The 13,146-nt window shown below is 40.0% G+C and carries 10 protein-coding genes; 3 read left to right on the top strand and 7 right to left on the bottom strand.

Features of this window, described 5'->3' with window-relative positions:
- Nucleotides 1-110 precede the first annotated feature (110 nt).
- Entirely contained in the window at nucleotides 111-1,442 is a 1,332-nt protein-coding gene (locus tag UABAM_RS25660; RefSeq protein WP_173013575.1) for an FAD-dependent oxidoreductase, read from the top strand.
- A gap of 59 nt (nucleotides 1,443-1,501) precedes the next feature.
- On the opposite strand, the gene rplC is transcribed toward UABAM_RS25660, so the two are convergent.
- A complete protein-coding gene (gene rplC, locus UABAM_RS25655) occupies nucleotides 1,502-2,131 on the bottom strand; it encodes a 50S ribosomal protein L3 (protein ID WP_152022056.1) in 630 nt (209 codons plus the stop codon).
- Nucleotides 2,132-2,498: 367 nt separating this feature from the next.
- On the opposite strand from rplC, the gene UABAM_RS25650 reads away from it, so the two are divergent.
- Nucleotides 2,499-5,348, top strand: coding sequence for a family 10 glycosylhydrolase (locus tag UABAM_RS25650; protein ID WP_151970854.1), 2,850 nt, complete (start codon nucleotides 2,499-2,501; stop codon nucleotides 5,346-5,348).
- A gap of 477 nt (nucleotides 5,349-5,825) precedes the next feature.
- Nucleotides 5,826-6,725 carry a hypothetical protein gene (locus UABAM_RS25645; RefSeq protein WP_151970853.1) on the top strand — a complete coding sequence of 300 codons (900 nt, stop codon included), beginning with the start codon at nucleotides 5,826-5,828 and terminating at the stop codon, nucleotides 6,723-6,725.
- Nucleotides 6,726-6,782: 57 nt separating this feature from the next.
- On the opposite strand, the gene UABAM_RS25640 is transcribed toward UABAM_RS25645, so the two are convergent.
- The 6 genes from UABAM_RS25640 to UABAM_RS25615 form a co-directional block, all read right to left on the bottom strand.
- The gene (locus UABAM_RS25640; RefSeq protein WP_151970852.1) at nucleotides 6,783-7,244 is read right to left on the bottom strand and encodes a putative signal transducing protein; all 462 of its coding nucleotides are present in this window, start codon (nucleotides 7,242-7,244) and stop codon (nucleotides 6,783-6,785) included.
- A gap of 109 nt (nucleotides 7,245-7,353) precedes the next feature.
- Nucleotides 7,354-7,581, bottom strand: coding sequence for a hypothetical protein (locus UABAM_RS25635; RefSeq protein ID WP_151970851.1), 228 nt, complete (start codon nucleotides 7,579-7,581; stop codon nucleotides 7,354-7,356).
- Between the two features lie 87 nt (nucleotides 7,582-7,668).
- Nucleotides 7,669-8,079, bottom strand: coding sequence for a cyclic-phosphate processing receiver domain-containing protein (locus tag UABAM_RS25630; RefSeq protein WP_151970850.1), 411 nt, complete (start codon nucleotides 8,077-8,079; stop codon nucleotides 7,669-7,671).
- Between the two features lie 52 nt (nucleotides 8,080-8,131).
- Nucleotides 8,132-11,023 carry a DUF1570 domain-containing protein gene (locus tag UABAM_RS25625; RefSeq protein WP_151970849.1) on the bottom strand — a complete coding sequence of 964 codons (2,892 nt, stop codon included), beginning with the start codon at nucleotides 11,021-11,023 and terminating at the stop codon, nucleotides 8,132-8,134.
- 677 nt (nucleotides 11,024-11,700) lie between these two features.
- A complete protein-coding gene (locus UABAM_RS25620; protein ID WP_151970848.1) occupies nucleotides 11,701-12,603 on the bottom strand; it encodes a hypothetical protein in 903 nt (300 codons plus the stop codon).
- A gap of 192 nt (nucleotides 12,604-12,795) precedes the next feature.
- On the bottom strand, nucleotides 12,796-13,146 hold the full coding sequence (locus UABAM_RS25615) for a hypothetical protein (RefSeq protein WP_151970847.1): 351 nt from the start codon (nucleotides 13,144-13,146) through the stop codon (nucleotides 12,796-12,798).

Genomic DNA, 13,146 nt, shown 5'->3' with positions numbered 1-13,146 from the left:
TCTATAAAACAACTATCTTTTAAAACATATTGATGAAGAGAGGCTATTTATATATACTATTAACAAACAAAAAAATAATACAAAAACCTAAAATTATTGAAGAGAGACAAATGCAAAAAAAACAAATTGTTGCCGTAATTGGTGGTGCATGTGCTGGTTCTGAAGTTGCCCATCAATTAACGCAAAAAGGTATTGATGTAGTCGTATTTGAGCAGAATTCCTTACCATATGGAAAAATAGAAGATGGTTTACCGCGTTGGCATGGCAAGTTACAAGACCGGGAAATAAAGAAAATCGATGAAAAATTGTCGCACAGTAATGTACGATTTGTTCCCCATTGTAAACTAGGTGAAGATGTTAGTGTGCAGCAACTCTTGGATTTAAAATTTTCCGCCATCATCCTGGCAAATGGCGCATGGAAAGATCGACCACTTCGTGCCGAAGGTTTAGATAAAGTAACTGATTTAACATTTTGTTACCAAAATCCTTTTATTTATTGGTTCAATCACTACCACGAAAAAAACTATCAAGGTGAGACATATCCGGTTAGTGAAGGGGCCATAGTTGTTGGAGGAGGTTTAGCTTCCATTGACGTGGCCAAAGTGTGCCAACTAGAGTCGGTAAAGAAAAAACTCGAAGAACGCGGTATTGAAGTTGACGTAATTGCTATGGAACACAAAGGTATTCCTAAGTACTTGGCGAATTTTGACATTAAGTACGAAGATTTAAATATAAAGCCCGCGTGTATCTACTATCGTCGTCGTGATATAGATATGCCACTTGCGGAGATGCCGAAAGGCTGTACACCAGAGAAAAAAGAAAAAGTACAAAATGTGCGCGTGAAAATATTGGCAAATGCCAACAAGAAGTACTTTTTTGAAGTGCGCCCACTACATTTGCCAAAAGAAATACATTCTACGGATGGTAGTGTGAGCGGTATTACCTTTCACAAAATGAACTACGATGGCGAAAAATTGGAAAAGTCAGGTGAAGAGGTCCACGTAGAAACAAATTTGGTGATCAGTTCTATTGGTAGCATACCTGAACCTTTGAGTGAAATTCCCATGGAGTGGGAAACATATGATATTTCCGATACAGTGACTGGTGCAATCAATAAATATGAAGGTGTATACGGTGTGGGAAACGCTGTCACTGGAAAAGGAAATATTATGGTTTCCAATCGTCATGCAAAAAATATGGGGGCTTTCGTTGCATCCTCTCTTAAAAGTGAAGAAAAAGAGAATGTGGCCAAAAGTTGGGAAAAAGAAACGCAGGAGATTGCCGATAAAATGCAAGAAATTTATGCATATTTGAGCGAAAAGCCTGGGTTGGATGACGAAGATTGTACAAAGATTGCTGATTTTGTGGGTGATTTAAATAAGAAGGTAGACTACGATAATTATAATTCGTGGAAGGAAAGTATTTTATCACAACGTAATTAGTATGTGGACGGTGATCTCTTCACCATGGTGAAGAGATCTGTTATCTTGAGTAGTATTGATTACTTATCAGTTAAACTCTTTTTAACCACAAGATAACTTCCGTTGTGTCCAGGAACGCCACCCTTAACAACAATAAGACCTTTTTCCGCATCCACTTCAACAACCTTTAGGTTGCGAACTGTGCAGTTTTTGTTCCCCATTTGTCCGGCCATCTTCACACCTTTGAAAACGCGTGCAGGTGAGGCAGAACAACCGATAGAACCACGAGCACGTAGACGGTCTCCTTGACCGTGACTTGCTGGTCCACCAGCAAAACCGTAGCGTTTTACGGTTCCTTGGAAACCTTTACCTTTGGAAACACCAGAAATATCGACGATTTTAAACTCCGCGATGTCCGCAGCGGTAACTTCTTTTCCTACTTCAACTTCGCCTTCACCGTTCCAAGAAATTTCTTTTACGAATTTCTTTGGAGTAGCATTTGCTTTTTTCGCATGGCCGACTTCTGACTTTGTTGCGCGCTTTTCTTTTCTGTCATCATAACCCAACTGTAGAGCGGTATAACCATCTTTTTCTTGGGTTTTTACTTGTAAAACAGAACATGGTCCTACTTCGATAACAGTTACCGGAATACAATCTCCGCGTTCGAAGATTTGTGTCATTCCTACTTTTTTGCCTAGTATGGCTGAAATCATGACTTTGTCCTTCTTTCTTTATGTTTCAGTTAGTTCTGAAGTCTGTCGTAATTTCTCGAAAATTCAAGAATTGCCTACTATCTTTAACAAACTTATACACACTTAGTAAGCTCAGCAATTGTAAATCTTATATTGGCTTTGTCAAGAAAAAACCCATTTGTAAAGCGAAAAGGTAAAAAAACATTTGAATTTGCCTGCCAAAACACTTTTTGTTATTATTCAACCACATTAGTTGTAAGTCATTTTGGGTTAGGTAATCTTTGGTTTGTCATGCTCTAGCGAGTGGTTCATCGCCTTCTTGAGGTCATCGCAAACCACAGCCTGTCTAAAGCCCAAGTTAATCACTACTTTAGGTTGTAGAAACATGATAAAAATTCTCAGTATATTACTCATATGCTTACTGTGCTTACCAATGCTAGTAAGCGAAAATGAAGAGTTAAGAGGTCTATGGGTTACGCGCTTCGAGTGGCCGGACAAAGATCCACAAAAATGTCGCGAAAACATCAAGCGCTGTTTTGCGGACATGGCAAAAGCCAACTTCAATGCCGTCTTTTTTCAAATTCGCGGGGAAGCCGATGTTTTATACCCCAGTAAACTAGAACCATGGTCAGAACTCATTGGAGGAAAGGACCCTGGATTTGATCCTCTAAAATTAGCTATTGCGGAAGCACGTAAATACGGTATTCAGTTCCATGCGTATATCAATCCAGTACCTATGGTATTGTGGGTAGATCAGAAACCACCACAGAACAAAAATCACATCTTTTACAAACATGGCCCGCATTCTGATGATTCTTGGGTGTGTATCGATGAAGATGGTAAAGTTATGGACGCCAAAGCCGCTGCGTACTATTATTTTTCGATGGGAAATCCCAAAGTTCAAGAGTATTTGCGTACTGTCATACGCGATTTAGTCACGCGTTACGATATCGACGGCTTACACCTAGATCGTATTCGCTATCCTGGCCCACAGTATAGCCATGACAAACCTACGGTCCAGCGCTTTCGCAGTCACGGTAATCCAAATCACCACAGTTGGCAAGATTGGCAACGTGAACAACTCAATAAATTTATCAACGATGTGTATGCGGAAGTTTCTGCTGTCAATCCTAAAATTGTTCTTTCTTGCGCTTCATGGGGGATATATAGTCGCTATCATGTGCCGGGATATGAAACTTTTAGCAGTGGCTACCATGACTATTTTCAAGATTCTTGGTCGTGGATCCACGGGGGTATGATGGACATTCTCGTACCAATGATCTACTGGGATATGAAAGATCCTAAACCCAACTACCAAGAATTGGCAAAAGATTTTGCTCGTGGAGTCGGAGCAAAACGTTTCGCTGGTGGGCAACGTATGTATGGAGATAATTGGCCTGCTATTGAGAATGTCGCACAAGTTATCGAAAGTCGCCGCCAGAAATTGTCGGGTACCGTCATTTTTTCCTATGAATCGGCGACACAAAAAAAAGCTTTTGCACTACTTCGCGACAAAGTTTACCAAGAGAAAGCCACGCTTCCTGATTTAAAAAATCCGACGCACAAAAACGCCATTATTTTAGGGAAAGTCTTAAATAGTGAAGGCAAACCAATGGTCGATACGTGGGTAACTCTCCACGATGCTTCTGGCAAAAAGTTAAAAACTTGGACTTCTGGACAAGATGGTCGTTATGCATTTGTCAATGTTCCTGTTGGCAAGGTGGATGTCGTCGTCACTTACCACAATGATAAGACACAAAAAATACAGGTGAGCGTAAAAAGTGGCGAAGTACGCAACTTAGATTTCACACTAAACACTGCTAAAGTAGATGTTCCGGCGATTGATGTGTGGCAAATACACAATAACAATGATCATTGTCATATATTGGCGAGAACTTCGCCAGCAAATGCCATCACCGTAAACGGCAAGAGGGCAGAGGTAAACATAAATGGAATGTTTGCTTATGATAATATCGCGCTACGACAAGGTAAAAACGAAATTGTGATCGAAGCTGTTAGTCCTACTGGAGAAAAAAGCCAGCGTATAATCACCTTAGAGGCTTCTCGTGCCACAGCAACTGCAAAAGCTACCACTAAAATCGTTCGTCGCCAAACATGGCAAAAAAGTCGTTTGGCACAAACCAACGAAGACAAAGTGGGAATTACTCACGGCACTCATTACGTGAGACTGGGTGGCCCCTACATTGCGGAAGTAGAAAAAGGTACTATGTTAGAAATTATCGGAGAAGAAGGAAATTTCTACGAAGTAAAACTAGCACACAGCTTAAATGGTTGGGTAAAACAATCGCAAGTGACGCTAATGGAAAATAGTAACGCCGTTCCACAAGGCTACTTTACTTACTGCAACGCTTATGGAGAGAGCAACTACGATGTAGTGCGTGTTCCCATGGGGGCGAAAGTAGTGTATTCTCTAGAATCAGAAACATCGCCACAAAATGCTATTTTGGTAAACTTCTATGCCACGCACCATGCGACAACGTGGTTTTCTCATCGCAATACAGCACAAGTCATCGGTGAAATGAGTGGAAAGCAAATACAAGAAGGTTGGTACCAACTGCGCATTCCGGTAAAAAGTGCAAAAATATGGGGTTTTTGGCATCAAAGAGATGCCAGCGGCATTTCCATTTACATCAAGCATCCACCGAAAATTGATCGCGAAAACCCATTCAATGGACTGACCATTGCTCTAGAAGCAGGCCATGGTGGTTCCAATACCGGAGCCATTGGCGTATCCAAGGCCAAAGAAAAAGATGTGAACCGTAAAGCCGTAGATGTTTTGCAACAGCAACTAGAAGAACGCGGAGCAAAAGTAGTACTGCTGCGCTATCGCGACACGTACCCTTCGCACAAAGAACGTTTAGACAAAGCGATTATGGAGAAGGCCGACCTTTTAGTTTCGATGCACGCAAACGCCACCGGAACCAAAAAAGGATTCTTACGCATTTCGGGTGTTTGTACCTTTTACAAAGGTGCACATAACTACACTTTGGCAAAAGCGGTTTACGATGAACTGTTAGGGTTAGGATGGGACGAGTTTGGTGTGGTGGGAAATTTTAACTACTATCCACTGCGAAGTACTCATATGCCTGCAGTACTCGTTGAACAAGGTTTTATGACAAACCCCTATGACGAAGCACAGCTACTCGATAAATCCTTCCAAGTACGACAAGCCGCAGCGATTATTCGTGGGCTGAGTAACTTTTTAACTAAGTAAAGACAAAAAAATAAGTGGCTATCTTATGATAGCCACTAACGTCATTTGCTACTGCAAATTCCAAGCCTTTTACGAATGTGCAATATTATAACAACTACATATCACCGAAATGTCACGGCGAGGTAACTTTTTGGTCATTCTTCTATTTTTTTTGATGACATTTCGCGTTTTCTAAGTGTAAAGTTAATGTAACACTACAAAAATTCGCAAGCCAGTCGACATCTTTTCCTGTACATCTAAGACGTATTTGGCTGCCTGCAGGTTGACAAGGGCAATAATCATAGATTAAATCGAGCCCGAACCCGTTTGCGAGCCCGAGCCCGATAAATTCTTGCGAAGCCAGTAAAAAATTAGTTTTTTTCCTAATTACATTATCAATAGTACTTATTTGTTTTTCGGGCTCAGAAGCGGGCTCGGGCACAGGTTCGGTTTTATAAAGTACTTTAAAAAACAATACTTTTTTCTAGGGAGAAAATTATGAAAAAGCCGCTACTAGTTATCGCGACTTTATTATTGGGAACTGCTATTGGTTTTTTCATCGGGCGTGAACAAATGCGCCAAGAAATCCATGGAAAGTTGACCTCATTCCAAAAGTCTTTCTCCATTACAACAAAGGAAACACCCGAAGACCATTCCACGAAAATGCTTTTTCTCATCGCAAAGGATATCGAAAAGCAAGTTCGCGAACAGGAAAAAATTGCCGCAGAGCAGCGTAAAAAACAAGATGAAATACTGCGTAAAAAGCATGAAGAGCAAAAGAAAGTCGAAGAAGCACGCCGCAAGAAGCAACAAAAGCAACAACAAATTACGCAAATGAAAAAAGTGATCAAAATCTCGCAACAAAAAGTCTCTGAATTAAAACAGGCGTTGTCCAATGCCTCTAAACAGAAAAAACAATACTTTTCCGACGTAAAGAATCGCAAAAAGATAAAAATCTCTACGAAATACACACTGCATGGAGAGTATTTGAAACGTCCTTCTGTTATGATTAGTATAAAAAATAATAGTAAAACGGTTATTTCTGGTGGGCATATATTCTTGTCTTTAGTTGATCCCAAAAGAACGACTCCTTATGAGGAAGGCGAATTGAGATTTAATATTCAGGGCGGATTAGAAGTGGGGGAAAGTAAACAAAAATTGATCTATACTCTTAGTGGTTTTGACAAACGCTGGAAAGTTTCCGGTGTCGATCCTAACGATTTAATTTTGAAGAACCGAAAAGTTGGTTTCTATGATGCCAAAGGCAATAAAATTTGGTATAGCGATTGGGATAAGGAAAATGAAGATGTGTATAGCAAAGGCATTGAGGGGTATAAAAAAATGAAAAAAATGCTTGAGGAATATGAGGAAAGACTAAAAAAACTCCAGGAGCAATAAATCAAATGGCAAAATATCCTGACTAGCGGCCAGGATATTTTTGTCGCAACATTGATTCTAAGATGTCTCTGATTCCTCAAATGTTTCTGACGCGTCAGATTCTCGCTCAAATTTCTTTTTCTTAGATCTGACCTTTATGTACCACCATATGACTAATACAGGTTGAACGACGCTTATGATAAAGAATGAAATGCCTGCAATCCACTCGTTATCTATTGCAATTCCCATCCACGGAAGAGAGAAAAAAATCAAAATAAGCAATAAGTCGCGATTACCTCTCTTCAACGCTTCTTTGTCAACATTTTTATTTGTGTACTCCTCGATGATTTCGATTGCTTCATCTTTTTTCTCTTGCGGTACATAAATTTGAATTGGTGCAAAAACATTCCATAGCGGATCAGTGTGCTGTAGTCCCTCCCCTGTTGTTTCGCAGGGAATGTCTTTGCTTTGTAGTAAAACACGTATATTGTGCATTTCTTGTGGGTTTGCTACGCGAAAAACTTCTGTATAACCATTCATTGTGAATTCTCCTAATTATTTTAACGTATACATAATACGGAGAATTTTCATAAAAGTTTGCTAAATTTTCGGTTTGCCACAACCCACAAAGGTAAAATAGGCGTTTTTCTTAGTTGCCGTGGCGATGATCGTGACGATCTTGACGCATATCCTGTTTATGCTTTTGGCGATCTTGGCGCATATCTTGTTTGTGTTCTTTACGATCTTGACGCATATCTTGGCGATGCTCATGGCGATCTTGGCGCATTTCTTGACGATGACGTCTCTGTCTACGGCAGCTAGAAAGGAATGTGGTTGCTATGAGTAAGAATACGACCAATACAATTAGTTTTTTCATCTGTGTTCTCCTTCAGATAATAAATGAAAATATCTATTAATATACATAGTGTAGACAAAAGAGAGGTTTCGGTGAGAATAATTCGATTTACATGTAACCTTTGAAAACATAGTTCCAATTCACCTGCTCTTTTTTTAACTGCTCTTTGAGTCTTTTTGTGTAGATATCTTTTTTAAGTAGTTTGGAAATGGGAATGACTTCGACATTTACAATTAGTTGTGACATTTTTTTTGCACCGTCAGGGTTCATCGAGTGTATCACTACTTGTGTTTGCGCATTGCGCGATTTTGCTAAACATTCTGCTACTTCTAGACCTGTTGTTTGTTCGGCCAAATTATAGTCTAGGTGAATAAGATCAAAATCGTACGCGTTTACCAAGCGTATTGCGTGTGTCGATATTGTGGTAGTGACCCACGCGTGTTCTTTGTACATATTGCAAATTTGTTGTTGTCTTTCCGGTAAATCTTCGACAATGAGTATTCTTAATATTTTTGTCATGGTTTCTTTCACTAACTTAGCTCGAACCAACCCACCACTTCACATCCACGGATTAATCTCGATAAAATTCAAATAGTTTACGGCGAAATTTTGTCATCGGTATTCCCACCAGTTCCGTAAAAGCTTGCTCTTGATCTTTTCCACGCCAAATATTATCTATGTAAGGCGTAAATATGTCGTTGCGTTTCATATTGGTCAATGTGGTGATGTAGTATGCTACTCCCCAAGACTGAATGTAATAGGTGTCGGAACTCTTGATGTTTTCACGTGACGTTACCACAAAATCGTTGTCGCCTGCGGCAAGTAATTTCTGCAATGACAGCTCATCGCGTCCCGCAACTTGGTTAAAGTAGTTCGTGCGATCCTTGTCGCGTTTACCGAGAATGACGCGCTCGCCAGAAAGATATAGATCTTCAAAATACTGTGCAAAGCCCTCTAAAAACCATCGCGGAGTGTACACAACTTTTTCCTCTGTAAATAGGTAATTTTTTGTATAGGCAATGAACATTTCGCGGTAAATCATTCTCATCATGGATTCAATAAAGTCCAAACGATCTCTAGAGCTAGAACGATCAGAGGTCAGCTTACCGCCCAACTTTGCCTTGAGCCGCTCTATTTTTTTGATCTGACTATTGAGTCGATCTATCTCTATGCGTGTGTTGCGATAGGCGTCGTTGTAATCTCTTTGGGAAATTTTTCCGCGTGCAAGTTGTTTGTCGAGTTGTTTAAAAGTCGCTCTTTTGCTGCTGAGTTCTTTGTTGAGTTCAGCAAGTGCTTCGTTGTGTTTCTTTATCTCATCTTTGGCATCTTTGTTGTCTTTCTTGGAGTCCTTTAGATACTTTCGGTAGTTATCTAGATTACAACGAGCGATGATGTGATTTTTTACACGGTTGTATACTGCATCATTCACGGTTTCTTTGGTAATTTTTTGGTACTTTGTTGTCGAGGTGAAGACGTGGATGTCTATTTTTTTATTGGTGTTACGCTTTATCGGAAAATATTGTTGATAGGCGGCAAACGCTACCTCGATGCGAAATGCAATTTGTGGGACGAATTCCTGTGGGGTGTCCGAATACAGCATGAAATATTTGCTAGGATACAAAAGGCATGCGCGGCTGTATTCCGAATTGGTTTTTTCCACGTTAATTGCGTTACTTTTTTGTTCATCGACAATAAGAGGTTTCTCCGAAGTGCGTATATCTTGTAGGCGTAGCCTTCTTATATCTTTGGCGAGGCGTTTGATTTTTTTGACTTTGCGCTTGGCAATTTTGATTTTCAATGAAGAGGTGATTCCGGCCTTACTACTCAACATAATTAGATCAAGACCTTTGGAATTTTCTTTGGCAATAAGTCCCTTTAATTTGCGACCGTTTTTCATGTACACAACATCTACACTACTTTGCCCATACATTTTGATTCGCGGTGCTTTTTTGACCGCAAGTGTTTCTAGTGAAAAGCTTTCAGGAGTCCATTTTTCAAGTTTTTGCTGAAAATCTTTGCGTGCAACATGAAGAATTGCTTTTTGATCATCGTCAATTTCTCGTTCTTTGGGGAGTGATAACTGGTGACTAGAAGATATGACGCGTTCCCAGTTCAATACTTCGTTACCATTTACCCAATAACTAAAGTGGCACAATACACGTACGCGGCGCACATACGGACGGTCTTTGTCGTAGCTTCCCATATCCACTTCGCGATAACGGCAGTTTAACCAATGCCTTGCAGAATCTCGCTGCGGAGTCTGCGAGGAAATTTTGTAATATATATTTGTTTCGCGGATAATATTTTCAATACTATGGGCAATTTTATTTTGTTGGGCTTTGTCACGCGAAATACCGAAAAATTTATAGTCTAAGTACATAAAAAGGGTATTTTTGCGCGATAGCTCATAGTAATTTTTTTTGCAACGAGCCATTTGTGCATCAAAGTCGTTCCACTTTATATATTGAAACAGCACAAATTTGCTCACCGCAGAAAAATGTCTGGTTTGTTTTTCCAAAACTCGTGTGACGAGACCTTCTTGGTTGAGTTCTGTTAAACGATCCACAAACGATGTGGTCTCGCTGTGCAGTTCTTCAAGGTGCTCTTTCATCATGTTACTGTAAGTTTTTTCGGCTTTTTTACTGCGGATAGTGAGAGACTTTAATAAAGACACAAAAGTAGTATTTGCCCCTTCGTACATGGCAAACATTGCCTGCCAATCGGCTAAGTATCGGTCAAATTCAATGGTGTGATTATTTTGTATATCGCGAATGATTTGTTCTTGAGCGGTTTTCAAGTTGTCTCGCGCTGCGGCAGCTTCGTTTAAATTTTTCTCGACTGCGAAAAACTTTGACTGTACGGATACCCAGCCATCTTCTATACGAATATAGCCTTGTTTCATCAGTTCATTGGCGCGCGACCAGCGACCGTCCATGTAAAAGTATATCTTTTCGTATATGCGAGGTTTGAGTTTGACCAAACTACCCATGGCTTCTTGTTTTAAGTCTTCGTGAGTCGATGAGTTGGCGACAAGTCTTTGCAATAGAGACTCGACATCTCCACGCATACTGCCGAGAGCACGTACAGCTGATAGTTTAGCTTGGTGATTGTATATAGACGAAGGATCTTCGACAACATCGGTTAGGTAAAAAGATGCGCTGCCAGGATATTTGCGAATGTGTTTGACAATCTGATTGCGTACACGTGATTTGGGATGATTTAATCCGTACATAAGATAGGGAATGGCTTCTTCTCCGCGATTCTTAAGTTCGTCTAAAGCGTTTTTTTGGACAACACGGTCATCGGATAGAAGCTGTTCTTGCAAAGTTGACATACTCGCAGGTACTAGAAAGTACACCGCGGCAACGAGCGCGACGCAACCGAAAATGATGCGCTCTTTGTGCTTCATTAGCACTTGTTTAATGACAGGAACTACCGATTGTTTTTGATTGTCTATGCCCATATTTTCCCCCTTCGCGATGAACTAGTGCTTTTGAGTTGGTTCCTCTTCGGTATTGGAATATTCTAGTATGCGATGTTTGACACTGTTGAATTAAGATAAGGGTTTCGTTTTCATATTGGTGCCCTCACCATCGCCTTGTAGATTTCAGCTACGCTGAAAGCAACAAGTCTCGTGCCTCTCCCACGGGAGAGGCGTAACGCGTCTTAATTGTTTCCATTGTTTTATTTTGTTGCAGTCCAGGGAATAGCATCCATCAAAGATTTTAGAGATCAGTTTTGTCCGCAAATCAAGTGAATTTTGTTTTTTACAAAAGAGAAGCATTACACCTCTCCCTGTGGGAGAGGTATGAGAATCGCAGTTATCAGCATAGCTGATACTGCCTATTCGATGGTGAGGGCACCAATATGAAAACGAATACCGATACCAATACCAATACCAATACCTACAAACCAATTTTACTAAGTACTAGATTAAATTTAATTACGATGCTGTGTAGTTGTAATAATATATATTATATACATTGAGGTTTTTTTGTAAAAGGATAGTTTACATGGTAAAAGGTATTTTTTTGCAGGAGTGTTATTGCTATTGGCATCGAGTTGTTTTATTTTTTGCGAAAAAAATAATGGTTTCGTTCGTGAATTTAGTTTCTTTCCACGAACGAAAACATCGCTAATTTAGTATTGCTGCAATGGTTTTACTTGTTTTACTGTCACTTTTTGAATTCTAGCAAAAGGTTCCTGTATGTCATCCACTACAATCCATTCGTGTCCAGTGGTTGCTTTGAGTTTGGTGCCATTCTTCATCACACCCTGCCACGCAAATTCTACATTGACTTGGTATTTATTCTCTCCAAGAGATTTTATGGTAAGGTTTTGTGGAAAGTGTTGACTACTTTGTAGTTGCATGGGCATGCCATTTAACCACTTCTCCAATTGATCGATAGAAGTCATCTTGCTGTTGGTGGAGAAATTTAATTCGAACTCGTTGGTGAGCAGTTGTTTAAAAGGTGTGACGTTACCATCGAGTTGTTCCATACATAACAACCAATAGTGCATCAAGGATTTCATTCTATTTTGTGGGTAGGCATCTTCAAAGACTGCGCTTTCCATTTCTTTTTTGGGGGTGATTTTTATTTTGGTGAAAACGGGCAATAGACCATCTGTTTTTTTCAAATGTGCGTCGTAATGCAATGCAAAATTTTTTTTGCTGCCATCTGGTAGAACACACTGGTATATAATGTCTGCATCAAGAACCATACCGTCTTCTTTTTCTTTCACCGTTACATTTTGAACATGATGAGCGTTTTTCCAGTCCTTATAGGCCTGTACTCTCTTCGGATAACTGTCACGTCCTGTCATTTTTCCCGCAACTGTTTCTATTTCGATGTCTTTATCCAAAATAGACAATTGGTTGGCGATTCGGGCATCGTTTATATCTCTTTCATATAACTGATACCAACGAAAGTATTGGGTTTTCGCAGCATGTGCCACGCTCGTCTTTGTTGCGGTTTCGTTTTGCGCTGCTATGCATGAGAGTACAAACGTGAGCAGTAATGCGATTTTATAACAATTATTCATATAAACTCCTGGGGATGAGATTTTTTTGAATCGTAAGATGTTACGATTATAGTTTGGGTAATTTTGTTAGAATTGTCAACATGTAAAGTTTGACAACGTCTTAATCGCAATTTTGACAGGATGAACAGGATGGACAGGATAAATTAATTAACTGTCTTTCATTAGATAGATTTTTCAGAAGGCATTTTCTGTTTAGGCTTTCACAAGAACGGGAAAGGAAAGATACACCGCTTCATGGTGAATAGGGTTTGGAGGAAGTGTGCGTTGTTGTCTGCGGGTGCATATTATGTAGCGATTTGTGGTTTCGATTAGTACGGAACTGCGGTCGTCGTGGCGTGTGGGTTTTGCGCTAAAACGCGACTGGCATAGTTTGTCTTTGAGTTCTACGGAAAAAGCGCCAAAGTTTGCAAAGCTGCTGGAATGTTTTTCTGTATTGTTGACAAAGATGGGCACTACGTAAATGTAATAGGTGAGTGCATCGCTGTAGCGATTTAATTTATACAGTAGTTTTAATACTGATTCTGTTTCCTGTAAATAGCGCAT

Origin of the sequence: Candidatus Uabimicrobium amorphum (assembly GCF_009002475.1) — a bacterium.
Lineage (GTDB): Bacteria > Planctomycetota > Uabimicrobiia > Uabimicrobiales > Uabimicrobiaceae > Uabimicrobium > Uabimicrobium amorphum.
This window is presented reverse-complemented; position numbering and strand designations above follow the sequence as displayed.